20 protein-coding genes, 2 tRNA genes and 2 pseudogenes are annotated in these 24,445 nt (G+C 67.4%); 14 read left to right on the top strand and 10 right to left on the bottom strand.

Annotation, left to right across the window (positions count from 1 at the left end; translation table 11 throughout):
* Window positions 1-95 precede the first annotated feature (95 nt).
* Both MA875_RS08535 and MA875_RS08530 read right to left on the bottom strand, forming a co-directional pair.
* Window positions 96-1,394, bottom strand: coding sequence for a restriction endonuclease subunit S (locus MA875_RS08535; protein WP_248241713.1), 1,299 nt, complete (start codon window positions 1,392-1,394; stop codon window positions 96-98).
* Complete coding sequence (locus MA875_RS08530) at window positions 1,391-4,141, bottom strand: type I restriction endonuclease subunit R (protein ID WP_248241712.1); 2,751 nt, start codon at window positions 4,139-4,141, stop codon at window positions 1,391-1,393. The genes MA875_RS08535 and MA875_RS08530 overlap by 4 nt, the downstream gene beginning before the upstream one ends.
* Window positions 4,142-4,241: 100 nt before the next feature.
* Between MA875_RS08530 and MA875_RS08525 the strand changes: the two genes are divergently transcribed.
* Window positions 4,242-6,689, top strand: a complete 2,448-nt coding sequence (locus tag MA875_RS08525) for a GmrSD restriction endonuclease domain-containing protein (RefSeq protein ID WP_248241711.1) — start codon at window positions 4,242-4,244, stop codon at window positions 6,687-6,689.
* Window positions 6,690-7,091: 402 nt separating this feature from the next.
* Window positions 7,092-8,221, top strand: a pseudogene (locus MA875_RS08515) (tyrosine-type recombinase/integrase).
* A gap of 207 nt (window positions 8,222-8,428) precedes the next feature.
* On the opposite strand, the gene MA875_RS08510 reads toward MA875_RS08515, so the two are convergent.
* From MA875_RS08510 to MA875_RS08495, 4 genes are all read right to left on the bottom strand, one after another.
* Window positions 8,429-8,500 (bottom strand) — tRNA-Arg (locus tag MA875_RS08510).
* A gap of 77 nt (window positions 8,501-8,577) precedes the next feature.
* Complete coding sequence (locus MA875_RS08505; RefSeq protein WP_124293736.1) at window positions 8,578-8,862, bottom strand: Fe-S cluster assembly protein HesB; 285 nt, start codon at window positions 8,860-8,862, stop codon at window positions 8,578-8,580.
* 145 nt (window positions 8,863-9,007) lie between these two features.
* Entirely contained in the window at window positions 9,008-9,355 is a 348-nt protein-coding gene (locus tag MA875_RS08500; protein WP_248242114.1) for a histone-like nucleoid-structuring protein Lsr2, read from the bottom strand.
* Window positions 9,356-9,415: 60 nt separating this feature from the next.
* The gene (locus tag MA875_RS08495) at window positions 9,416-10,222 is read right to left on the bottom strand and encodes a LuxR C-terminal-related transcriptional regulator (RefSeq protein ID WP_248241708.1); all 807 of its coding nucleotides are present in this window, start codon (window positions 10,220-10,222) and stop codon (window positions 9,416-9,418) included.
* A 192-nt stretch (window positions 10,223-10,414) separates the two neighbouring features.
* Between MA875_RS08495 and MA875_RS08490 the strand changes: the two genes are divergently transcribed.
* Entirely contained in the window at window positions 10,415-10,768 is a 354-nt protein-coding gene (locus MA875_RS08490) for a DUF485 domain-containing protein (RefSeq protein ID WP_248241707.1), read from the top strand.
* Window positions 10,765-12,396: a monocarboxylic acid transporter gene (locus tag MA875_RS08485; RefSeq protein ID WP_248241706.1), complete on the top strand. Its 1,632-nt coding sequence runs from the start codon at window positions 10,765-10,767 to the stop codon at window positions 12,394-12,396. Before MA875_RS08490 ends, MA875_RS08485 begins: the two co-directional genes overlap by 4 nt.
* An 82-nt stretch (window positions 12,397-12,478) precedes the next feature.
* Here the strand turns inward: MA875_RS08485 and MA875_RS08480 are convergent, their stop codons facing one another.
* The gene (locus MA875_RS08480) at window positions 12,479-13,000 is read right to left on the bottom strand and encodes a methylated-DNA--[protein]-cysteine S-methyltransferase (protein WP_248241705.1); all 522 of its coding nucleotides are present in this window, start codon (window positions 12,998-13,000) and stop codon (window positions 12,479-12,481) included.
* Window positions 13,001-13,199: 199 nt separating this feature from the next.
* On the opposite strand from MA875_RS08480, the gene MA875_RS08475 reads away from it, so the two are divergent.
* Both MA875_RS08475 and MA875_RS08470 read left to right on the top strand, forming a co-directional pair.
* Window positions 13,200-16,898 carry an AAA family ATPase gene (locus tag MA875_RS08475; RefSeq protein ID WP_372492561.1) on the top strand — a complete coding sequence of 1,233 codons (3,699 nt, stop codon included), beginning with the start codon at window positions 13,200-13,202 and terminating at the stop codon, window positions 16,896-16,898.
* A 4-nt stretch (window positions 16,899-16,902) separates the two neighbouring features.
* A complete protein-coding gene (locus tag MA875_RS08470) occupies window positions 16,903-17,097 on the top strand; it encodes a hypothetical protein (RefSeq protein ID WP_248241703.1) in 195 nt (64 codons plus the stop codon).
* On the opposite strand, the gene mscL is transcribed toward MA875_RS08470, so the two are convergent.
* The 3 genes from mscL to MA875_RS08455 are packed head-to-tail and all read right to left on the bottom strand — an operon-like array spanning window position 17,091 to window position 18,502.
* The gene (gene mscL, locus MA875_RS08465) at window positions 17,091-17,528 is read right to left on the bottom strand and encodes a large conductance mechanosensitive channel protein MscL (RefSeq protein ID WP_248241702.1); all 438 of its coding nucleotides are present in this window, start codon (window positions 17,526-17,528) and stop codon (window positions 17,091-17,093) included. The genes MA875_RS08470 and mscL overlap by 7 nt on opposite strands.
* 35 nt (window positions 17,529-17,563) lie before the next feature.
* Window positions 17,564-17,875 carry an FmdB family zinc ribbon protein gene (locus tag MA875_RS08460; protein ID WP_248241701.1) on the bottom strand — a complete coding sequence of 104 codons (312 nt, stop codon included), beginning with the start codon at window positions 17,873-17,875 and terminating at the stop codon, window positions 17,564-17,566.
* Window positions 17,876-17,905: 30 nt separating this feature from the next.
* Window positions 17,906-18,502 (bottom strand): 5-formyltetrahydrofolate cyclo-ligase, encoded by a 597-nt coding sequence (locus MA875_RS08455; protein WP_248241700.1) that lies wholly within the window; start codon window positions 18,500-18,502, stop codon window positions 17,906-17,908.
* A 92-nt stretch (window positions 18,503-18,594) separates the two neighbouring features.
* Here MA875_RS08455 and galU point away from each other — a divergent pair, with 92 nt between their 5' ends.
* The 8 genes and pseudogenes from galU (at window position 18,595) to MA875_RS08415 (ending at window position 24,335) form a co-directional block, all read left to right on the top strand.
* On the top strand, window positions 18,595-19,482 hold the full coding sequence (gene galU / locus MA875_RS08450) for a UTP--glucose-1-phosphate uridylyltransferase GalU (protein ID WP_308221510.1): 888 nt from the start codon (window positions 18,595-18,597) through the stop codon (window positions 19,480-19,482).
* 36 nt (window positions 19,483-19,518) lie between these two features.
* Window positions 19,519-20,148 carry a GNAT family N-acetyltransferase gene (locus tag MA875_RS08445; protein WP_248241699.1) on the top strand — a complete coding sequence of 210 codons (630 nt, stop codon included), beginning with the start codon at window positions 19,519-19,521 and terminating at the stop codon, window positions 20,146-20,148.
* Window positions 20,149-20,234: 86 nt separating this feature from the next.
* Window positions 20,235-21,623: an HNH endonuclease gene (locus MA875_RS08440; RefSeq protein WP_248241698.1), complete on the top strand. Its 1,389-nt coding sequence runs from the start codon at window positions 20,235-20,237 to the stop codon at window positions 21,621-21,623.
* A 337-nt stretch (window positions 21,624-21,960) separates the two neighbouring features.
* The gene (locus MA875_RS08435; RefSeq protein ID WP_248241697.1) at window positions 21,961-22,167 is read left to right on the top strand and encodes a hypothetical protein; all 207 of its coding nucleotides are present in this window, start codon (window positions 21,961-21,963) and stop codon (window positions 22,165-22,167) included.
* 309 nt (window positions 22,168-22,476) lie between these two features.
* Window positions 22,477-22,818: pseudogene (locus tag MA875_RS08430) on the top strand (LLM class flavin-dependent oxidoreductase); the annotation flags it as partial.
* Between the two features lie 73 nt (window positions 22,819-22,891).
* Complete coding sequence (locus tag MA875_RS08425; protein WP_248242134.1) at window positions 22,892-23,224, top strand: LLM class oxidoreductase; 333 nt, start codon at window positions 22,892-22,894, stop codon at window positions 23,222-23,224.
* A gap of 70 nt (window positions 23,225-23,294) precedes the next feature.
* Entirely contained in the window at window positions 23,295-24,194 is a 900-nt protein-coding gene (locus tag MA875_RS08420; protein ID WP_248241696.1) for a large exoprotein, read from the top strand.
* 65 nt (window positions 24,195-24,259) lie between these two features.
* A tRNA-Ala gene (locus MA875_RS08415) sits at window positions 24,260-24,335 on the top strand.
* Window positions 24,336-24,445: the final 110 nt, after the last annotated feature.

Here is a 24,445-nt window from a genome sequence, read left to right as displayed (position 1 = left end):
ACGGAGGAACTGAGGTTACTTTCCGGCGACGCTCAATGGTCACGTCGTTTCTTTCAGGGTTCTCGCCCCGAGCGAATCGGTTCGCCACGTGCCTGTCACAGCGCCGCCGCGACTTCCTCGATGCGGTCTGAATCGGACGCCCCACCAGTGAGCTGGCCGGAGAACGCTGCGGTGAGCAATGCGCGCCGAAGGGCAACTGACCGCGCTCGAGCTCTTTCGATCGCAACTCTCAGACGCGCGTTCGCCTCCTGCGTCTCAGCAAGCGCTGCGAGCAAGGAGGTCTGTTCGTCGCGCGGGGGAACCGCGATCGGCATCGTGCGCACCGTCGAGAGGCTAATGGATGCGAGGTTCACGCTCTGCTTTCCGTGGCGCTGTGCCCACAGGGAGCCATAACTATTCGTGCACCAAGAGAGCCAATACGAGTCCACCAACGCCCGATCGGGTCGTGCACGGAAAACGTGATTCTGATGAATGCAGACCGGAACCTCGTCGTTCCACACCCACCCGCGCGCAAGTTTGTCGCGATCGCCCCCTTCGTTTAGTAGAACATCCCCCGTCTGCAGGCGGAGTCGCTGAACTGCGCCCGCCGGCACTCGGATCGTCGCGACGTCTGAGAGATCGAGTCGGGCGCGTTGGACATTGGCGACGCGAAGATACGGCACCTCGGCCAGTGAAGGGTCGGACTGCTTCTTGGCGTCTTTTGTCACTCCGCCCACAACCTCGGCAAGTTCACCGAGTGTGGACCACTTCCATCCCGTGGGCAGGGAGGGGAGGCTGCCCTGACTGATCTCGCCTAGCACCGACGTCACCCGCTCGTTCTCTCCAAGGAGAGTGGCCAACACCGCTCGCTCGTCGAGCACTGATAGTCGCCGCTCGGAGATCTCAAGCGTTGCGACAGCGGCATCGAGGCGGGAAAGGTGGTCCTCCAGAATGTCGACGATCCGCCTCTGTTCAGCAAGAGCGGGAAGAGGAACCAACTGCTGCATGACCTCCGCCGGCTTCGCCCTCGTGTGGCTACCCGTCACGCCCGAAACAGCCCCCTCAATCCAATGCCGAAAGCGCGGAGATCGGAGGTAATACATTAGGAATCTCGAGTCGAGTCGCCGACGATCGGTACGAATGACAATCCACTCCGGGGACGCAACCTGCTCATACCCGCGTCGCTCTGCCACGATCCAGACGCGATTGATCCGTGGGTTGATCTTGGAGAGGAGGACGTCCCCTGGGTCGACGGGGCGCTTGGCGCTCCGGACGGACTCACCAAGGGCAGTTTCTGGCATCCCCCTCCGAAAGGACGGCACGCTCCAGAGCTCGTATGTGCGTCCTGGCAGCGGCAGAACCGAACCACGAATTTCACGAGCGAGTTCACGCAGCGGTAGGCGCTCCCAGGTCACGCGGTAAGCTCCGCGTTCAGTTCCTCGATCAGCATTCCCGCACCAGCTCCCAAATCACGCACTGCACCATCGACCCCGCCGCGCTCTGTGAAGGGAGCGGCATCGAGATCGGCATCCGTCAATCCTGCCGAATTCGCGATGACATCCGCCATTCGGTCGAGCCACCAGCGCTGGGAGTCGGTGAATATCACGCCGGCGAACTGCTGGCGACCTAACCACTCGTTGTAGCGCGAGCGCACGATGTCTGCGTAGGGGACGAGCTCGGCGTCTTCCCCTAGTTCGTAACGGAGGAGCGAGACGAGGTCAGTCAGTCGCGCGTGGTCGTTGGGCCTGACCCGCTCGATCTGCAGGGCGTCGTAAGCGTGCCAGATGAGGTCGACGGTCCAGTTGTGCGGTGGCCGTGCGATGCGGTCGGCGAGCTCCGAGATCGCAGTGAACGGCACGCGTCGGGTCTTCGCCTCGGTGAGCAGCTGGATCGCGCTGATCTCGCTGCGATGCTCGTCGAGGTAGGCGCGCCACGACTCGACGATCGACCGGGCGCGGCTTGTGTCGACGACGCCGAACGCGTCCACGAGCTCGTCGACGGTGACCTCGTCAATCACCTGGTCGTGCGCGCGGCGCAGCTCGAGGATGCGCGCTCGCAGCTCGGGGTTCGCGGCGAGTGGCTCGATGGCGTGCTCGATGAGCGCGGCGACGGCCTGGTCTTGGTCGATGGCCGACGCCACCGCGGCGGCCTGCTTGTCAGTATCGACGGCATCCACGATGCCGCGGACGATGTCGCGCAACGATCCGCCGGCGACCTCGTCGAGTTCGGTGCGCTCGGCAGGCGTCAGCTGCAGCTCCAGGGCGGCGAGGCGTGAGGCGAGTGTCGCCGTCTCATCCTCGGTGATCGACAGGTCGGCGACCTTCGCGAGCAGCTTCTGCAGCGAGATACCGCGGTCGCGGTTGAGCGGCGGTTCGACGAAGGCGTGCTCGGTCACACCGACGGCGTCGACAATGACGAAGCGCGTCTTCTCCGTGGCATCAGGAGTCACCACCCGGAAGTCCGCCGATGCGATCGTGCGCGCGCCGCGACCCTTCATCTGCTCGAAGTACTGCGCGCTGCGCACGTCGCGCAAGAAGAAGACGCACTCGAGCGGCTTCACATCGGTGCCTGTCGCGATCATGTCGACAGTGACTGCCACGCGCAGTGTCGGCGATGTGCGGAACGCCTGCAGGTGGCCCTTGGGATCCTTGGCGTTGTAGGTGATCTTCGCGGCGAAATCGTTGCCCTCTCCGAACACCTCGCGGACGAGGGTAACGACGGTCTCGGCGTGGTTGTCGTCTTTGCAGAAGATCAGTGTCTTGGGCACGACGTGACGCCCCGGGAAGATCTCGGGCATGCGATCGCGGTACGTCTCGAGGATCGTTCGCAGCTGTGACAGGTTCGTCACGGCGCGGTCGAGTTGGGATGGCGTGTAGTCGAGGTCCTCGTCGAGTGCTTCGAGCCGCTGCTGACGCGTGCGCCTGTCGACCTTCGGCACGACGGTTCCCGCCTCGATCAGGCCGCCTTCTTCGCTGACTCGCGTCTTGATGCGGTAGATGTCGAAGTCGACGTTGACGCCATCAGCGACCGACTCGGGGTAGGTGTACTCCGACACGAGGTTCTGCTGAAAGAAGCCGAACGTCTGCTTGCCCGGCGTCGCCGTGAGCCCGACGATGTGTGCATCGAAGTACTCGAGCACGCCGCGCCACACCCCGTAGATCGAGCGGTGGGCCTCATCCACGATCACGAGGTCGAAGGCTTCGGGCGGCAGCGTTGCGCTGTAGGCCACCGACACCGGCGCGTCCGGCACGAAGTCGTCGATGCCCTGATCGTCGCGGTCGTCCACTTCCTTGCCTTGAAGCGCCCGATACACGCGCTGGATCGTCGAGATAATGACGCTCGAGGACTGCAGCATCCCGGCGCTCGTGAGCTTCGCCACCGGGTAAAGTTCGGTGAATCGCCGCCCGTCCCCGGGCGTGCGATAGTTCTGGAACTCGGCGAGTGTCTGATCTGCGAGGTTGTTGCGATCGACGAGGAACAGGATGCGGGTGAACCCGCCGAAGGCGAGCAGGCGATACGCCTGCGTGACCGCCGTGAAGGTCTTGCCGGCGCCGGTCGCCATCTGGATGAGTGATCGCGAGAACCGCTGCTCGCGCAGCGAGCGCTCGACCCCTTCGATCGCGTCGATCTGCGCCGGTCGCAGACTAGACGTGTCGAGCGCGGGCAAGGAGCGAACACGCGCGCGCCAGGTAGGGGCATTCGGTCTTTCGACAGCCTCCCGAACGTGTCGCGCGAGAGTCCCGGGTTGGGGAAACGCGAAGAGCCGTCGGGCGCGCGGATGCGGGTCGTAGCCGTTCGTGAAGTGCGTCTCGACTCCGGATGCCTCGAACACGAACGGCAGACGCCCGTCGACGACCACGGCGCGCTTGGCGTGCGCATCAGGCAGACCTGTCGCGTACATCGCTGATTGCCACTCGACGCCCGACAGCGGCGTACCGACGGGCTTCGCTTCGATGACGCCGACGACCTTCTTGTCGACGTACAGGAGGTAGTCGGCACGACCGTGGCCCGGCGCCATAACGAATTCGCGAACGGCGATGCCCTGCCCGGCGAAGAGGTTGATCGCCTTGCGATCCTGCACAATCCAACCCGCAGCTTCGAGTTGAGAGTCGATGAGCTTCCTCGCCCGCGCTTCGGCAGGGAGGCGGTCATCGGCAGGCATGACGTCAGAGTATCGAAGCAGGTGAGTCTGCCATCGCATTGACCGGTCCGGCTGCGCTGGTCTCGGCGAATCTCAGCGCTTCCCGTTAAGGATCGCGGCGGTGCACGAGAATGTGAACATGCAACCTGACCTGCAGACGCCGATGAAGGTATTTGGGCTGCCGCAGCATCTTGTGGTTCCGATCTATCAGCGTCCGTACGTGTGGAAAGAGGACGACCAGTGGGCGCCGCTTTGGCATGACGTTCGACGGATGGCCGAGCTGAGGCTCGGCTCTCCCCAGTCCAGCGCCTCGCACTTTCTCGGTGCAGTCGTGCTTCAGATGCAGGAGGCGTCGCACGGCTCCGTCCCAGCGAGCAATGTGATTGACGGTCAGCAGCGTCTCACTACCCTGCAGCTCCTGATGGATGCGGCCGGCGCCGTCCTCGATGAGTTCGGTGAGGACACATTGTCGGGCCGGTTGGCCAACCTCACACACAACCAGCCAATCTTCGTCCCAGATGGTGAAAGCCCACTCAAGCTTCGGCATACCAATCGGGACGCGTTGGCGTTCGACGAGGTCATGAACGCGGAGCCGCCGGTCGATCACCGATCGTTGCGACACTCCGGCAGCAGGATCGTTCAGGCGCATGCGTACTTCGTCGGGTCGTGCCGAACCTGGTTGGATGAGGCAGCGCCCGAAGGACGGTCCGCGCGCGCGAGTGCACTCGTCAGCGTGCTGGAACACGGGCTTCACCTCGTAACAATCACGCTGACGGCCGGCGAGAATTCGCAGGAGATCTTCGAGACGCTCAACGCGCGTGGTACGCCGTTGTCCGCGGCCGACCTCATCCGCAACTTCGTGTTCCAGAAGCTAGTGCAGGAGGGAGTGGACACGACGACGGCTCATAAGGAGCATTGGCCGTTCGAAACCGACTTCTGGGAGCGCGAGGTGAGCGTTGGTCGCTACTTCGTAAGCCGGAGCTCGCTGTTCTTCAATCAGTGGCTGGCATCGCGTACCGGCGAAGAAATCAGCCCGCTCTCGACCTTCACCAGATTCAAGACCTACGTCGAGCATGAATCCGACACGCCGCTGAGGACCCTGCTTCCCGTTATCAGGAGTCAGGCCGACCTGTACGAAGCGTGGACGCGCCATTCAGAGCAGGCCGACAGACAGCTATCGCCAGTCGAGATGTGCATGTACCGCATGCGAAGCAACTCAATCGAAGTACTGAAGCCAGCCATGATCTGGCTTCACGAGCCGGATCTCGGAATCGCTCAGCATGTCGCCGACGCCGTGATCGCGGTCCTTGAGAGCTGGGTCATGCGCCGGTTGCTCCTGCGTCTAACAACTTCCGATCTCGGACGAATCGTCGCAGATGTGATCAAGGCGAACCGCGACGCCGCCCCCGATGAACTGGAGAGTCGCGTCCGTTCTCACCTCGAGCGACTCAACCGAGCGAGCACATACTGGCCAGGAGACGAAGAGCTTCGAGAGGCGCTACGCACGGATCCGGTCTACAGACGCTTCAATCGGGGTCGCCTCCGCGTGATTCTCGAAGCAGTGGAGAACCGCTTTCGCTCCTTTACCAACCAGCCACAAGTTCCTCGGCGCGGCTATCCCATCGAGCACGTCCTTCCGCAGAAGTGGGAGGACAACTGGCCGGTGCCCGACGAGGAAAGCGCCGCGATACGCGCGGACCACATCCATCGACTCGGCAATCTGACGCTCCTGACGACGAGCCTGAACTCGAAGGTCTCGAACGGGCCTTGGGAGGTGAAGCGCGAAGCGTTCCAAGAACACGACACCCTCCTTCTCACGAGTCGACTGCTGAAATCTGTCGAAGGAGCGGATTGGGATGAGTCGACGATCGACGCGCGGACCGACCTGCTCACGGACGCGCTGCTCGCAATCTGGCCGGTATCACCGGGTCACATCGGGGCCATTGCTGATCCGCAATCTCGTGTAAGTGCGGAGGTGACCATTCGCGACCTGATCAAGAGTGGGGCGCTGTCGGCCGGCACTCGGCTTCGACCACGTCATGGCGATCCCGCCCAGTTTGAAGCGGTAGTCGCGAAAGACGGCAGATTGCGCATTGGAGAGGAAGTCTTCGCGACTCCCTCCGGAGCGGGCGCCTTCGCGCTCGGCCGAGCGGTGAACGGGTGGTACTTCTGGTTCTTACCCGACGGTCGTCTTCTCGAGGATCTACGCGCCATCCACCGTGGGCAACCGGTCTCCGCACCTCGGTTCGACTGGGCGCCTCTGCACGCGATCCTCGAGGCAATCCCCCCAGGTCGCTGGACCACGTACGGGGCCCTCGCGGAAGTCATCGGCACGGCTGCCCAGCCGCTCGGGGCACATGTCGCCGATTGCCAACAGTGCACGAACGCCTATCGCGTTCTCACGAGCGACGGTCGTGTGTCGGGCGGGTTCCGATGGTCGGACAGTGAGGCGGGCGGGGACCCGATAGAACGGCTCGTTGCGGAAGGCGTCTTGTTCCAGGCAGGGCGCGCCTCGCGCGAGCATGAGCTCACGGCGGACGAACTCGCCGAGTTGCTGACGGAGGAGTGAGAGGGGCCGTTTACCTGTCGCCTTCCTCTCCTCGGCATGCCGCCGAGAGCGGATCGCCCGCTCTGGCGGACGCGCCGTGTATCACCTTCCGCCAGAATCAGTCTTCGCCCTTGCTCTGACAATCGCCCATCCAGCGATAGGGCGCGACGCAGTGCTCGACGGCGAACGGCTGCTAAGCGGAGCGCGTCAGCGCGGAGTCTGCAAGGAGTGAGCGGCGAGGACGGAGGCGCGAACGATCGCTACACTCTCGGCGTCGGAGGGAGGCTCCCCTCTCTGCCAACGGCAGTTGACGACGTCTTCCGACATCTGTCCACATCTGTCATTGGCCGCGTTGACGAGGCGCGATCAGTGTCCGACACTGGCCCGATACTGACCGTCGAGCCGGCATGAGCGGAGGTCGGAATGGGAAGCATCACCCCGTACGAATCGGCGAAGGGCCGCCGTTACCGCGTGCGCTATCGCAAGCCCGATCGCACCGAGGCGGAGAAGCGCGGCTTCACGATGATGCGCGAAGCGAAGCTGTACCTGTCGATGGTCACGGTGTCGAAGTCGAAGGGCGAGTACATCGACCCGTCCACGTCGCGGGTTCCGGTCCGGATGTTCGCCGACAGCTGGCTGCGATCCAAGCAGCCGCGATGTCAAAGCCCTCGTACTACATGACGCTGGAACGGGCGTGGAAGAACCACGTCGCTCCGGTCTGGGCAGACCGCGAGATCTCGTCGATCCGCCGCTCGGAGGTTCAGGACTGGGTGTCTGACCTCGCGACGCAGAAGTCACGGACCGTCGTTGTTCGCGCCCTAAGAGTCCTCGCCGGCATCCTCGACGTCGCCATCGACGATCGCCGCCTCGCGAGCAACCCGGCCCGCCACGTGCGCAGTCTCCCTCGGCACGGGCCTGGCAAGCGTCGCGTCTATCTCTCTCACGACCAGGTCGCGACGCTGGCGGCGTGCTCGGCGTATCCGACGCTTGTCCTGACGCTGGCGTACACCGGCCTGCGCTGGGGCGAGGCGACGGGACTGCGGGTGCGCAGCGTGAACCGCCTCCGCCGGCGCTTCGTCATCGAGGAGAACGCGGTGACGATCGCGTACGAGATCCACGTCGGCACGCCGAAGACGCACGAGAAGCGCTCGGTCCCGTACCCCGAGCGTCTCGCGCCGATGATCGAGCAGGCGTGCGTCGGCAAGGGTCCGGAGGGTCTGTTGTTCGGCGACGAGGTCAATCACATGCGCAACTCGGGCAACAAGGGATGGTTCGCGAACGCGGTCCGGCGTGAGCAGGAGTTCGATCCATCGATCCCGCGACTCACTCCCCACGACCTTCGGCACACCGCCGCGTCGCTCGCGATCAGCTCGGGCGCGAACGTGAAGGCGGTGCAGCGCATGCTCGGGCACGCGTCGGCGGCGATGACGCTGGACACGTACGCCGATCTCTTCGACGACGATCTGGATGCCGTGGCGACGCGGCTGAACGACCAGATGCCCCTCGTGGTGCTGCCCTCGGGTCCGCAAACCCGCTACGCCCGACCGCAGTGACCGCCGAGAGCAGATTGCTCAGGTTTTCGACGAGGCGGATTTCGTCCGAAACGCTCGATTTTGGCGCTCTCAGACGTCGCGCGCAGGCCGTTGCGGACGACCATTTTCGGCTCACCGAAGTTTCAGAATGCGGGCAAAAAGCGGGCAAAAATGGCTTTTGCGTGGTCTGACCACAGAAAAAACTCCTGGTCAGAGGTAAAAAAACAGTGCCCCTGGAGGGACTCGAACCCCCAACCGTTTGCTTAGGACGCAACTGCTCTTCCATTGAGCTACAGAGGCTGGCGGATCGAGTCTATCCGCCGACGACGAGGGCCCCGGTGCGTATGCACCGAGGCCCGTCGTCAAACTTCAGGTCGTTACGCCTGCGCCGCGAGGGCGAAGCGCACCGAGCCGTCCTCGTTCATCTGTGCGTCGAGCACCTGGTCGTCCAGCGCCGCCTGCGCGGTGCTGTCGAGGAAGACGCGAGCACCATCCGCTTCGACAACGGCGTCCGCAGGCTCGGGCTGCGGGGCCAGGGTCAGTTCGAAGCCGGCGGTGGGTGCCTCGGCTCCGCGGATGCGGATACCTGCGGCCTGGACGTCGGGGGTGCCTGCAACCACAGCCTTGACGGCGGTGGCGGCGTTCTCGGTGAGAGTGAGCATGTGCTTCTCCTTCCGTGGTGGAGTCAGCCACGCTTCCGAGAATCGAGCGTCATTGCAAGCGAGGGCGCCGATACCCAGCGTTCTCCAACCCGATACCCACGAAACACGGAAAGAGCCGCGATCCCGACCGAGCGACCTGATTCGCTTAATTCGCGGCTTCGTACGCCTCCATCACCGACGCCGGAATGCGGCCGCGCTCCGACACCGACATTCCGCGTTCCTTCGCCCATTGACGAACGGCGGTGTAGTCCGCCTGTCCGGTGCGGCGGCGCTTGCGGGATGCCGCGGATTCGGCTTGCCGTCCGGTCGACACCGAGCGGGCGGCGTCGACATAGCGGGACAGGGCATTCCGGAATTCGGCGGCGTTATCGACGGTGAGATCAATCTCATAGGCGACGCCATCGAGCGAGAAGAGGACGGTTTCACCCTCGCCGATCTCGAGGACGGTTCCGTCCAGATCATCGACGAGCTGGTGCACAATTTTTCGGGCCATGGTCACACATTATGGGGTGACCAAGACGCGAAAGGCGCGGCACCGACGATTTTCGGCTTTTCAGGGGAGAAGACCCGCGCGACGCGCTTGCATGACCGCGGCATGGCGGGTCGAGACATCCAATTTTGCCATCGCCGATTTCAAATACGACTTCACCGTCGCTTCGCGAAGTCCGAGCGTCTCGCCGATCTCGCTGTTGGTCTCACCGAGCGCCGCGCGTGCGAGAACGTCGATCTCCCTGGGGGAGAGGTGGATGTCGGTGTTCGTCGGATTCGGCTCGTCGTGGGTGAGGGCGGCCAGCCGCTGCTCGACGCGCGCCAAGCGCTGGCGGAGCCCGTCGTCATCCACTCCCGCGGCGATGCTGCGCAATTCGGCGTAGCTCTCGCGAAGCTCCTCGCGCGCGGCGGCGGGCATCGCGGCCGCCGGCAGCTGTAACGGGGTGAAGGTCTCCAGCCGCCGGGCCACCTCGTCCCGGACGCGGAGTTCGGTCGCGAGCTCCCCGGCGACCTGGAAGGCCGGGCGGGCGATGACGTCGCCGACGCGGCGTTCGCCCCACGATCCGCAGTAGATGACGCCCCGCGGCTTCCCCGACACCAGGACCGGCACGGCGAACAGGGTGGCGATGCCCTCGCCGAGGATGGCGCGGTCGTAGTCGTGCGTGATGCTACGCGCGGTGCGGTAGTCCAGCGCCAGCCGCGGTCGCTTCTCGACGTAGGCGCGGCCGCCGAGTCCGCGCATCGGGTGGACGACGAGCCCCTCGAGGTACCGGGTTCGGGCACCGGAGATCGCCGACACGTGAATGGCGTCGTCGCGCGAGAGTCCGCCGAACGCGACGGGGAAGCCGGTGCGGCGGGTGAGATCTCCCACGGCACGGGAAACGAGTTGCACGTCGCTCGGAGCGCTTGACGAACCGACCACGAACTACCTACTTCCGGGGGTGACGGCTGCGTCGCCGCCTTTCGTAGCGTCGACCCTAGCAGGCGCTCTCCGTCGATGTTGGGCGTCTTCAGTTCGGGACCGGCGCGAAAAGCGCCCAGGGATTGTGTGCAAGGAGGCCACATGTCCGATCGACGTACCGAGTCCGCCCCGCCGGGTGGAATCGACTACATCGCGGTGGAGGAATCGCCGCGTTTCGGTGAATTGAAGAGGCGGCAACGCAGTTTCATCTTCCCCTTCGCCATCGCGTTCCTCGTCTGGTACTTCGCCTATGTTCTGCTGTCGTCTTTCGCGGTGGACTTCATGTCGCAGCGCGTCTGGGGTGACATCACCGTCGGCCTGCTCTTCGGCCTCGGACAATTCGTCACCACCTTCGGCATCACGATGCTCTACGTCTGGTTCGCCAACCGGAAACTCGACCCCATCACCGAAGAGATCCGTGAAGAACTCGAGCAGCGAGAGGCGGCCGGCGCATGAACGAATTCTTCGCATCCGTCGGGTCGGCGGTCAGCGCCGCCGTCGACACCGCCGAGAACAATCCCGTACTGAACATCTCGATCTTCGGTGCCTTCGTCGCGGTGACCCTGTTCATCGTCATCCGGGCGAGTAGGAACAACAAGACCGCCGCGGACTATTACGCCGCCGGACGCTCTTTCACGGGGCCCCAGAACGGGTTTGCCATTTCCGGCGACTATCTCTCCGCAGCATCCTTCTTGGGGATCTGCGGCGCGATCGCCATCAACGGATACGACGGCTTCCTCTACTCCATCGGGTTCCTCGTCGCGTGGCTCGTCGCCCTGCTGCTCGTGGCCGAGCTCATGCGCAACACCGGCAAATTCACGATGGCCGACGTGCTCTCCTTCCGCCTGAAGGAGCGCCCCGTGCGGATGGCCGCGGCGATCACAACGCTCGCGGTGTGCTTCTTCTATCTGCTCGCCCAGATGGCAGGGGCCGGGGGACTCGTCGCCCTGCTCCTCGGCATCAACGAAGCGGTGGGGCAGTCGGTGGTCGTCGCCGTCGTCGGCGTCATCATGATCGTCTACGTCCTCGTCGGCGGCATGAAGGGCACCACCTGGGTGCAGATCGTCAAGGCGTTCCTGCTCATCGGCGGCGCGCTGATCATGACCATCTGGGTGCTCGCGATCAACGGCTTCAGCCTGAACACGCTGCTCGAGAACGCCGTGGCCGCCTCGGTCACCGAGCCGGCCGACGCGATTCTCGGCCCGGGCCTGCAGTACGGCGGCAACCCGTGGGACTTCATCTCCCTCGCGATCGCGCTGGTGCTCGGCACCGCGGGCCTCCCGCACGTGCTGATGCGCTTCTACACGGTGCCGACCGCCAAGGAGGCGCGTCGCTCGGTGGTGTGGGCGATCTGGCTGATCGGCCTGTTCTACCTCCTCACCCTCGTGCTGGGCTACGGCGCTGCGGCGCTCGTCGGTCCGGAACGGATCGCCTCGGCGCCCGGCGGGGTCAACTCCGCCGCGCCGCTGCTCGCGCTCGAGCTCGGCGGACCGCTGCTCCTCGGATTCATCAGCGCGGTCGCATTCGCGACGATCCTCGCCGTGGTCGCCGGCCTCACCATCACCGCGGCGGCGTCGTTCGCGCACGACATCTACGCCAACGTGGTGAAGAAGGGGAACGTCCCGCCCGACGGAGAGGTGAAGGTCGCCAGGCGCACCGTCATCGTGATCGGCATCCTCGCCATCCTCGGCGGCATCGCCGTGCAGGGTCAGAACGTCGCGTTCCTCGTGGCGCTCGCCTTCGCGGTGGCGGCATCGGCCAACCTCCCGACCATCCTGTACTCGCTCTTCTGGCGGAACTTCACCACCCGCGGCGCGGTGTGGAGCATGTACGGGGGACTCGCCGCGGCGATCATCCTCATCGTGCTCTCTCCCGTCTTCTGGGGGTCGGAGACGAGCGTGTTCAAGGTGGGCACCGCGATCTGGCCGCTGAACAACCCGGGGATCGTCTCGATCCCGGTCGGGTTCTTCCTCGGCTGGCTCGGATCGGTCACCTCACGAGGCGGCGAGAGCCGTACCAAGGCAGCCGAGATGGAGGTGCGCTCGCTCACCGGCTTCGGTGCCGAGAAGGCGACGAACCACTAGGCAGAGTTCACATCCGGATGCCACGGATCGGCGGCCCCGCGGAGAGGAAACTCCCGCGGGGCCGCCGCGCGCGACGGGCGGCCTACACGCCCGCCGCGCGCTCGAGGTCGACGAGAAACCGCTTCACCTCGGGATGGCCGCCGTACTCGCCGAGCGACCCGTCGGCGCGCACCACACGGTGCACGGGGATGACGATGGAGAAGGGAGTGTTCGCGCAGGCGGTGCCGACCGCGCGCGCCGCGCCGGGGCTGCCCGCGGCGATCGCCACCTCGCCGTAGCCGGCGGTCTCGCCGTAGGGGATCTGCCGGATCGCCTCGAGGGCGAGCCGGGTGAAGCCGCTCGTCGCTCCGAGGTCGAGCGGAAGGTCGAACGCGCGGCGCTCGCGGGCGAAGTACTCGTCGAGCTGGTCGGCGGCACGGCGGGCGAGCGGGTGCGCGGGACCGGGCTCCACATCGCCGTATCGGTGGGCAAGGCCCTCGAGCTCGGGTTCGACCGGTCCGTGGATCGGGTGGACGGTGAGAAGCGCCTCATCCGACGCGACGATCAGCACCTCGCCGACGGGGGAGGGGTGGAGGAGGAACCGGGGAGCGAGGGCGGCGATCATGACGACATCCTCACCCGTCATGCTCCCGCCCGCGGGTGCCGGCGGGTCATCTGTGAGCGATCGGTCATCGGGGGCGCCTGTGCAGGAAAGGCCGATCACTCGGCGTGTCGCCAATACCGCGAAAACCCGCCCCGCCTAACGGCACCGGACCAGGCGGGCGCTTAGTGTGGCTGACGTGTGGCGAGTCGAGTCCGATGTCATGGTGAACCGGGGGAATACCGTGCCCGGTGCGGCCGTGAACCCCGGAGACCTCGGTCTTTCCGAACCGGGTGTCACGGTTGCGCATATCGCCGACCCCGCGCGGGAGCGCCTGCGACGCCAAGCGTCGCAACTGGGCGGGCGCTCGACGCTGCTGCACTACAGCGACTCCCGCGAAGAGGGCATCGAGATCACCGGTGCCCACCCGGGGAGCCTCCCGCAGTTCATCACCGGACGCTCGACGCTGCTGTCGGGGCTCTTCCGCGACGAAGTGGCGCTGCGGAACGCGCGCCTCGCCGCCGAGCGCATCACCGCGAAGAACGTCGAGCTGCGGACCGCCCGGGGCATCGACGCCGTCCACCTCGCCGTCGGCCTCGCCTCCTGGCGCTTGGGAGGCCTCGCGTGCACCGCGCCCGTGCTGCTGCGGCCGCTCGCCATCCGGCGACACCACTCCGACTTCGAGCTGAAGCTGCTCGGCACCTTCCAGGTCAATCCCGAGCTCATCCGGGCGCTGAAGACCCACTTCGGCATCACCGTCGACGCGCGGGCGCTCGCCGCGCTCGCCTACGACGGAGGCGTGTTCAAGCCGCAGCCGGTGATCGACCACCTGCGGGCGCTCACCGCGTCGCTGCCGAACGTCGCCGTCCAGCCGCGACTGGTGGTCTCGACCTTCGCCGACGTCGCCTCGGTGATGTCGCGCGACGCGGCCCACCTCGACCACCCTGTGCTGAACGCCCTGGCGGGGCATCCTGCCGATCGCGAACGGGTGATGCACCGCCGGGAGATCCCCTCGATCCTCCCCGCCGACGAGCGGCCCCCGGCCGCCGATGCGCTGCTGCTCGACGCCGACGCCGAGCAGGAGGGGGTGCTCGCGCGGATCGCGTCGGGCCAGTCCCTCGTCGTGCACACGCTCCCCGGCACCGGCGGCACCCAGACGGTCATCAACGCGGTCGGTTCGCTCGTGCGCGAGGGGCGACGCGTCCTCGTGGTGAGCGCTCGGCGTGCCACGCTCGAGGGCGTCCGTCACCGCCTCGCGGGGGTGGGTCTCCCGGGCCTCACCGTCTCGCCCCGGCACGTGCGCCGCGACCTCATCCGTGCGATCGGGCGCAACGAGAAGGCCGAGAAGCCCGCCGTCGCCGAAGTCGACGACGCCCTCGTGCGCCTGCGGACCGTGCTCCGCGACTACCGTCACGCGCTCACGACGAAGCACTCCGACCTCGGCATCTGCACCCTCGACGTGCTGCGGCGCCTCGCCGAGCTGTCAGCCCTCGACCCCGCCCCGACGACCGCTGCGCGGTTCGATGTCAGCACGCTCATCCGCCTCGCGGGCAAGCGGCGCGAGGCCGCGGCGAAGCTCGCGACCGCGGCGCGCCTCGGGGAGTTCCGGTTCGGCCCGCACGACTCGCCGTGGTTCGGCGTCTCGTTCGCCACCACCTCCGACGCCCGTCGTGCGCACGGCCTCGCCGCGCGCCTCCACCGCGCCGACGTTCCCGCCCTGCTGGAGCGCGGCTACGCGATGGTGGGCCAGACCCACATGCGGCCGTTCCAGAGCGTCGCCGAGCTCGGCGTGCAGCTGCGGCTTCTCTCGGGTATCCGCGATTCGCTCGACCGGTTCAGCCCGACGGTGTTCGAGCGGCCGCTCGGCGAGCTCATCCAGGCGCACGGTCCGCGTCGTGATTCGCCGTCGATGAACGCGTCGAACCGGCGTCGGCTGAAGCGGCTTTCCCGCGAGTACATCCGCCCCGGCGTGCACATCGTCGACATGCACGAGGCACTCCTTCGCGTGCAGCAGCAGCGCACCGAATGGCACCGCTACGTCGAGGCCGGTGTCATCCCCGAGGTGCCGTTCGGTCTCGCCGACGTGCAGGTCGCCTGGCAGCGCGTCGACGCCGACCTCGCCGAGCTCGACGAGGTCCTCGGACGCTCGGGCGCCGACGCGCTCGGCTCGATCCCGGTGTCGCAGCTGGTGCGGACGCTTGCCGAACTCGCCGCGGAGTCGGATGTCTTCGACAACCTCGTCGAGCGGGCGACCCTGCGCTCCGAGCTCGCGGGGCTCGGCCTCGACCCCCTTCTCACCGAGCTCTCGGTGCGTCACGTCCCCGAGCAGCAGGTGGGCGCCGAGCTCGAGTGGGCCTGGTGGCAGTCGGCGCTGGAGTATCTGCTGCGCACCGACCGCGCGCTCCTCGGCGCGAACACCGCGGTCGTCGACCGCCTCGAACGTGACTTCCGACTCGTCGACGAGGCACACACCGGCGCCTCGGGCCCGCTCCTGGCTTCGCAGCTCGCGACGCAGTGGCGCATCGGCATCGTCGACGAGGCCGACGAGGCTGCGGCGCTCCGAAGCGCCCTGAAGTCGGGCGACATCAGCCCCGAGCAGTTCCTCGAGGCAGCTCCCACGCTCTCGCGCACCCTCGCTCCGGTGTGGCTCGCCTCGCCCTACGACGTGCCGCTCATTCCCGACACCCTGCGCTTCGACGTCGTCATCATCGCGGATGCCGGGGCGCTCTGCCTCGCCGAAGCGGCACCCGCCCTGCGGCGCGGCGGTCAGCTCGTCGTGTTCGGCGACCCGGTGACGCAGAAGCCCACGCCCTTCCGGGTGGCGTCGGCCATTCCGACCGACGACCCCGACGCGCCGGACGAGCCGTTCGACGACGAGAGCGTGTTCGTGCGCCTCTCCGAGCTGTTCCCCGTCGAGACCCTGACCCGCAGCTATCGCGCCGGGGGAGAAGACCTCGCCGCGCTCGTCAACGACGCCTTCTACGGCGGCGAGATCGTCTCGCTCCCGTGGGCGGGGTCGTACCTCGGTCGCGGGAGCCTCAGCGTCGACTATGTCGAGGGCGGCACGGGCGCGCCCGACCCGATCAGCGGCGCCGTCGAGAGCCCCGACGCCGAGGTGGCCCGCGTGGTGACCCTGGTGGTCGAGCACGCGGTGAACCGGGCATCGGAGTCGCTGATGGTCGTCACCGCGTCGCGGAAGCACGCCGAGCGCATCCGCGCCGCCGTCGGCGCCGCCTTCGCCGGACGGACCGACGTGGCCGACTTCGTCGGGCGCGACACCGCCGAGCCGTTCGCCGTCCTCAGCCTCGAAGAGTCGGTGGCCGAGAGCCGCGACCGCGTCATCTTCTCGCTCGGGTTCGGTCTCACCAAGCACGGCCGGGTGCTGAGCGACTTCGGCGACCTCTCCACTCCGGACGGCGAGCGACTGCTGACTGTCGGCATGACCCGCGCCCGCCGGTCGATGGTCATCGTGTCGTCCATCCGTCCGTCGGCGTTCGACGAGGGACGGCTCGAGCACGGTGCCGCGACACTCATGGGCATCCTCGGCGGCATCGCCGCGCGGGCGCGCGAAGCGCGCCTGGAAGACCTCGCCGACCCGCTCACCCGGTCACTGGCGCGCGAGCTCCGCCGCCTCGGCGTCTCGGTCGACGTGCAGTACCGGGGGCTGTTGCCCCTCGTCGCCCAGTACAACGGCAAGGCCGTCGTCGCCGAGACCGATCCCGAGACCCGGGGCGAGTCCCTGCGCGAAGCCCTGCGGCTTCGACCCCAGATCCTGCGGCGCCTGGGCTGGCACTACGTGCGCGTGCACTCCTTCGACCTGTACAGCGACCCGGCGGGCGTCGCCGCGCGCATCGCCGAGCTGCTTGGGGCGCCAGCGATCACCGCCGACCCCGACACGCAGCCGGTCGATTTCATCGAGTAGTCCGATGCCCGAGGACGAGCCCCGACAGCGCGTCGAACGGGTGCCCGGGTCACGGCGTGCCCGCCTGACCCCCGCGCCCGACACCGTGGCCGAGCCCTCGGCCGTCGATGACAGCGAGGAGGCCGCCCCCGCGGCATCCGATGGTCTTTCCGGACCGAATGACGAACGGATGCTGCGCGAGAAACCGCCCCACTACTGACGCGGCTGGCCCTCGGCGCGCCCCTGGGTCGCGAGCAGGTCGCGGATCTGGACGAGGAGCTCCTGCTCGGTCGGAACCGGGTCGGCGGCGGGCTCGGTCGTCGCGCCGGCGCGGGCCTCCTGGCGCTTCTTCCAGTGGTTCATCGGCATGACGAAGACGAAGTAGACCACGGTGGCGACGGCGAGGAAGTTGATCACCGCGGCGATGATGGCGCCGAAGGAGAAGACCGAGACGCCGCCGAGAAGCGTCGGCACCTCGACGACGAGGGCCTGGTCGAGGTCGCCGGTCTGGAAGACCAGCCCGATGAGCGGATTGATGAAGGCGGTCACCAAGATGTTGACGATGCCGGTGAACGCGGCGCCGATCACGACCGCGACGGCCAGGTCGATCACATTTCCGCGGAGGATGAACTCCTTGAAGCCCTTGATCATCGATGTGCCTTCCGACGTCGCCGGCTGCCGCCGGGCTACGAACCGCTGGACGCGGGGGAGGCCTTCGCCTCGGACTTCGATGATGTCGAAGACCCGGATGATTCGCCACCGGAACTCGCCGGTGCGCTCTCACTCTTCTTCGACTCGCTCTTGGTGCCCTCGCCGCCGCCGGCCCGGGAGTCGGTGCGGTAGAAGCCGGAGCCGTTGAAGGTGACGCCGATCGAGCCGTACTCCTTGCGGAGCGGGCCCTCGCACTCGGGGCAGGTGGTGAGAGCCGGGTCGGCGAAGGACTGCACGGCGTCGAAACGGTGCCCGCACTGCTTGCAGGCGTAGGCGTAGGTGGGCATGGCGGTGTCTTTCGTCGGGGGTGCGCCGCGTCAGCGTCGGGTGGGCGCGAGATCGATGGTACGCGTCGGGGTGACCACCCCTGACACCGGCTGGTCGTGCACGTCGCGCGGCACGGTGTCGAGCAGCTCGGAGTCGTAGATGACGGCGTAGACCGGGGGGCAGCGCTCCATCGATCCGATGGTCTTGTCGAAGAACCCGCGTCCCCAGCCCAGGCGCGTGCCGTCCTGTCCGACGGCGGCGGCGGGGATGACGAGGAGGTCGACGTCGTTCACCGCGATCGGCCCGAGGACTTCGCCGACGGGTTCGGGGAGGCCGTACATCCCCTCGGTGATGTCGAGATCGGGCGTCGCCACCGACCAGTCGAGGAGCCCGTCGGTGCGGGTGATCGGAAGGAGGACCCGGATGCCGCGGCGCACCGCCTCGGTGACGAATCGCCGGGTGCCCGGCTCGGTCGTGGTGGAGAGGAAGCACGACATCGAGCGGACGCCGTAGCGGTCGACCAGGGCGTCGAGCTGGGCGGCGATGCCTTCTTCCGCGGCCTCGCGCGACGTCTCCGACAGGAGGTTCCGGCGTTCGCGCAGATCGGCGCGCAGCGCCCGTTTGGCGTCGGCGATCGCGTCTGACATGCGTCGATCTTAGGCGGAGGGGTCTGGCGGATCCCGGTGATCGGGCGCGGCTAGTGCTTTCCGTGAAACATCCACCCCCTACAATCGGGGGCGTGCCTCGTAGCTCATTCAAAGCCGTGATTCCCGCCGCCGGACTTGGGACGCGGTTCCTCCCCGCGACCAAGGCGATGCCCAAGGAGATGCTCCCGGTCGTCGACAAGCCCGCGATCCAGTACGTCGTGGAGGAGGCGACCGCCGCCGGCATCGACGATGTGCTGATCATCATCGGCCGCAACAAGAACAACCTGTCGAACCACTTCGACTCGGTGCCCGAGCTCGAATCGACGCTCGAGCGCAAGGGCGATCACTCGAAGCTTGCGAAGGTGCAGCACTCCAGCGAGCTCGCCGACATCCACTTCGTGCGCCAGGGAGAGCCGAAGGGTCTCGGTCACGCGGTGCTGCGTGCCAAGGCGCACGTGGGCGACCACCCCTTCGCCGTGCTCCTCGGCGACGACCTCATTGACGAGCGCGACCCGCTCCTCACGACCATGCTCGACGAGCACACCAAGCGCGGTGCGGCAATCGTGGCGCTCATGGAGGTCGACCCCGACTCCATCCACCTCTACGGCGCGGCGGCGGTCGAAGCCACCGACGACGAGGGCGTGGTGAAGGTCACGGGCCTCGTGGAGAAGCCCGCGAAGGAGGACGCGCCGTCCAACCTCGCGATCATCGGGCGCTACGTGCTCTCGCCGTCGGTGTTCGAGATCCTCGAGCGCACCGAGCCCGGCAAGGGCGGCGAGATCCAGCTGACCGACGCCCTCCAGGAGATGGCGGCCGACCCCGACGGACCGGGCGTGTACGGCGTGGTGTTCCGCGGCCGTCGCTATGACACCGGCGATAGAGTGGACTACATCAAGGCCATCGTGCAGCTCGCCGCCGACCGAGAGGACCTCGGCCCCGAGCTGCGTCCCTGGTTCAAGGATTTCGCGGCGAAGCTGTGACCTGACACGGCGACATCGCCGTAGCGAGGGGGGTGTGTGGATCTGTCATCCCCTCGTCAGCACGGACCGATCTCGATCCGGCTCATCCGCCAGCGCGACGCGCGGGTGGTGCAGAACGAGTTGCTGACCAACCGTTCGTGGTTGCGTCCGTGGGAGGCCACCAGCCCCGACGGGCCGGTGTCGTTCGACATGCGCTCGGGCATCCGGCGTCTGCTGCAGCAGTACCGAGACGGCGCCGGCATCCCGTTCGTCATGGAGTACGACGGCGTGATTGCCGGGCAGCTGAACGTGTGGGGGATCGCCCGGGGGTCGCTGGCCACCGCCACCATCGGGTACTGGGTGAGCGAGCGGTTCGCCGGACGCGGGATCACGCCCACGGCGGTGGCGCTCGCGACCGACGTGTGCTTCGCCGAGGCGCGGCTGCACCGGATGGAGATCTGCATCCGGCCCGAGAATCGCGCGAGCCTGCGCGTGGTCGAGAAGCTCGGGTTCCGCTACGAGGGGCTCAGACGCCGGTACATCCACATCGACGGCGACTGGCGCGATCACTACTGCTTCGCGCTGGTGCGTGAGGACGTGCCCGGGGGAGTGCTCGCGCGCTGGCTCGAGGGACGTGTTCCGCAGGATGCCGCGACGATCCCTCCGGCGGATCGGCTGCACGCCTGAGGGTTGGTCTTCGGGCCCGAATTGGGTTCAACCTGTGGTTGAGGGTTTCGGGTGTGGATGTCGGAGGGTGGTGGGATGCTTCATACATGCGTTCGAACCCGCGGCTCACCCTCCTCAGCGACGAGGACCGTGGTGAGCTGACCGGGATCCTCGCTGAGGCCGAGGAAGCGCAGCAGGTCCTTGCGGCCGCGGAGGCGGCGCAGGCGCGGGTGTTGGCGAAAGCGGGTGCGTTCGCGGCGCGGCTTGCGGAGGGGTCGCCCGCGGCGGTGCGGGACCGGGACATGGCGCTCCGCGGTGTCGCGGCGGAGATCGCCGCCGCGGTGCGGGTGTCCGACCGTGCGGTGCAACGCCAGATCGACTCCGCCTACACGCTCGTGAACGACTACCCGGCGACGGTGCACTGCCTGGAAAAAGGGTTGCTCACCCGCGCGCACGTGACGGTGGTGGAGGACATCGGCCGGCGGCTGCCCCCGGAGTTGAAGGGTGAGTTCGATCAGCTCGCCGCGGAGATCTGCCTGGACGAGACCCCGGGCCGTGCCCGCGCAGATCTCGAGATCCTCGCGGAGCGGATGAACCCGCGGACGTTGACGGAGCGGCACACGGAGGCGTTCCGGGGGCGGAAGATCGTCCGGTACACGATCGGTGACGGGATGTCGGAGTTGCGGTCTGCGCATTCCTCGGTGTTGATCGAGGGGATCTTCCAGCGCGTCACCGACCAGGCCAACGCCGTCATCGCTGCTCGGGAGCCGGGCTCGGGTGACACCCGGTCCTTGGACGAGGTTCGTGCGGACCTGTTCGCCGACATGCTCCTGACCGCCATCCCCACCATCGACCCCACCGGTGACGGCGACCAGCCCGGTGGCCGGCGGGGCGGGCTGGGCGCGGTCAAAGCGAAGGTGCAGGTCGTGATCCCCGTCATGGCCCTCATGGGCCGAAGCGATGTCCCCTGCGACCTCGCCGGGGTGGGACCGATCGACGCGGGAACGGCACGGCTCCTGGCAGGGAACAGTTACGACACATGGGAGCGGCTCCTCGTCCACCCGATCACCGGGTTGACGATGGCGGTGGACACCTACCACCGCACCAAGGCGATGGACCGCTACCTCAAAGGCCGCGACAAACACTGCCGGTGGCCCGGATGCCGCATGCCCGCCCGAAAATGCGAAGTCGACCACAACCACGACGCCGCCCTGGGCGGGAAAACCGAGATCTGCAACCTGTGTTGTCTGTGCCAGAGGCATCACAGCATGAAACAGTTCACCGCCTGGAAAGTGAAACAACTCGACGGCGGCGTCATCGAATGGACCTCCCCGACCGGGCGGGTCTACATCGACAACCCACCCGGCCACGGGGTCCACTTCACGCCCGAAGAAGACCTGCCCGACGACCTGTGGGCGAAATGGACCAACCCCGGCATCGAGTTCCGGCTCACGGACGACCCGGTCGACGACCCACAAGCGCCCGCACCCTTCTGACAACCCCGCCGTTGTCACGACCGCGCCGTTCCGAGAACCCGAGCTGTTCTGCCGACCCCGCCAGTCTGGCGATCCGCGCCCTTGACGACCGCGCCGTTCTGACGACCCCAGACAGCCCGCGCCGTTCTGGCCATCCGCGCCCTTTGACGACCGCGTTGTTCTGCCGACCCCGCCGGACCCGGTGCCCTGGGGACTCTCCGGCGAGGCCATGGCGAGTCCCGACTGCACAGGCGACTCTGACCACGACGGGGTGGCTACAAGAATCCCGGGGCGGCTGGCGCTGAGAACGTCGTGTGCGTCTTGTCGGGCCGGTGAGGGCGGCGACTACGATTCGGGCATGAGCAGCGTGACACCGGCAGAGGTTCCGACCTGGGTGAAGGTCACCGTCTGGTCGATCGCTATCGGGCTGGCGGTCCTGGGCGTCGTTTTGGCTGTCGTGTCGAGCAGCTTCCTGCCCCTGATCATGTTCGCCGGTCTGGCGGTGCCGATGATGCCGATCGGGTCGCTGCGGCCATCGCGACGGGTGGCTTCGGGCGGGCGCTGAGCTCGCGTCCCGCGACGCTCACCCCGCGCAGGTAGGGCTCGGGGCCGGCATCCCAGATGATCTGAATCCGACCCGATGACCGACCGCATGCACGCGAGCCCGCAGCGACCATTTCGCCCACGGTGAACGTCAGGCGAAAACTCCTGGAAACCCGCGCTGCATGCCTCGGCGCAGTCGTAGCGTGACGGCATGCAGGCAGGTCTCCACTTCTGAGACTTCTCCGTCCCCGGCGCTCCCGACACCCTCCCCGAGGTGCTCGGTCGCGCCGCCCGTACCGCCGAGCAGGGCGGGTTCACGCAGTTCACCGTCATGGACCACTGGTTCCAGATGGAGCGCGTCGCCCCGGCCGAGGAGCCGATGCTCGAAGCCTTCACGACCCTCGGCTTCCTGGCCGCGCACACGCACTCCGTGCGGATCGGTCCGCTCGTGACCGGTGTGACGTACCGGTATCCGGGACTGCTCGCGAAGATCGTCACAACCCTGGACGTCCTGAGCGAAGGACGCGCGATGCTCGGCATCGGCGCGGCGTGGTACGACCGGGAGCACCGCGGCCTGGGCGTGCCGTTCCCGCCGCTGGCCGAACGGTTCGAACGACTGGAAGAGACACTGCAGATCGCATTGCAGATGTGGAGCGACGACAACGGCGCCTACCGGGGCACGCACTACGCGCTGGAGGAGACGCTCTCCAGCCCGGCGCCGATCCAGCGGCCCCTGACCGCCGATCATGATCGGCGGTCAGGGGGAGCGGAAGACCCTGCGCCTGGTCGCGCAGTACGCGCAGATCGTGAACCTCACCACCGCGGACCCCGAGCGGGTGGCGCACCTCCTCGACGTTCTTCGCGGGCACTGCGATCGCCTCGGAACCGACTACGACGCGATCGAGAAGACGGTCATCGCCGCGTTCTCGGATCCGCACGACCCCGACTTCCTCCCGCAGATGGAGAAGCTGTCGGCCCTCGGGATCACCCAGGTCGTGCTCGGAGCCTCTCCCGACGACCCCGTCGGACGGGTGGCGCGCGTCGCTGACGAGGTTCTTCCCGCCCTCGCGAAGATATGAGGCGAACCCACGCGGCGACACGCAACCGCCTTGCCGGGCCAGCCAGCCGGTGTCGCATACCGTTATGCGCATGGGCGGACAGGTGCTGGGTGGCGGGGTGATCGTGCTCGTGGCGGTGTTGCTGTGGCTGGTCTACCTCTTGCCCTCGTGGCACAGCCGCCGGCAGTTCGACGCCGCGGAGCGCAACGCCGTCCGGCTGAACCAGGCGCTCCGGGTTCTCGCCGAGACGAGCGAGACCCCCGCCGAGGTGCACCTCGAGCTCTCGGCCCGCACCGCAGCGGCGCAGCAGAAGCTCGCCAAGCGGGCCATGGCCGAACGTGAAGAAGCCGCCCTCGAGCAGGCCCGCATCGACCTCGAACGGGCCCGCGCCGAGAAGGCCGCGGCCAAGGCCGCACCCGAAGCCCGCCGGGCGCGCGCCCGCCGGCGCGTGAGGCTCGTGGCGACGACGCTGGGTCTTGCGGGCCTGGCCGTTGCGGGGTGGGGTGCGTGGCTCACGGTCTCGACCGGTGCGGTCGGCGCCCTCATCGGGGGTCTGAGTCTCGTGGTGGTGGCTCTCTCCGTGCTCGCGCAGATGGCGCGCGTGGCCGCGCGGGTGGCGCGCCGGTCCGCGGCATCCGCTGTTCCCACCGTCCGTGAGGCGCCGGCTGTGCAGGATGTCGCGTTGCCCGCGGCCCGCCAGCGAGCGGCGTGGGCACCGCGCGAACTGCCGAAGCCGCTCACGGTGTCGGCAGGCTCGCAGGCTGCGGCCGTGCGCGATGTCGAAGACGCGCGCGAGGAGCTGCGTCAGGCCGCGGTCTCGGAGGCGGCGCGGATGCGCGCCGAAGCCCAGCAGCCGCCGTCGATCGAGGTCGCGCGCGCGGCGCGTGCCGCACAGGCGGGTCCGGACTTCGCCCGCATGGGGTACGTCGACGACGCCGAGATCGAGGATCACGTCCGTCGCCTGCTCGAGCGTCGCGCCGCCGGTGCGTGAGCCCGGGGTGACCCGGCGGCATTCGTCGGTCACCCGACGAGGGTGATAATGTAACGGAGGTTCTCGGGCCTGTGGCGCAGTTGGTAGCGCGCTTCGTTCGCAATGAAGAGGTCAGGGGTTCGAATCCCCTCAGGTCCACCATGTGATGAGTCGCGACATAGGAGACATCTGAGTCGCGACATAGATGACATGTCATGAAGGAGAGTCCGGCCATCGGCCGGGCTCTTTTTCGTTGTTTCGCCAGTAGGTGC

Source organism: Microbacterium kunmingense (genome assembly GCF_023155745.1).
In the GTDB taxonomy this organism is placed as follows: domain Bacteria; phylum Actinomycetota; class Actinomycetes; order Actinomycetales; family Microbacteriaceae; genus Microbacterium; species Microbacterium kunmingense.
The sequence above is the reverse complement of the archived record's forward strand: the minus strand, read 5'-3'. Positions and strand labels throughout refer to the sequence as shown.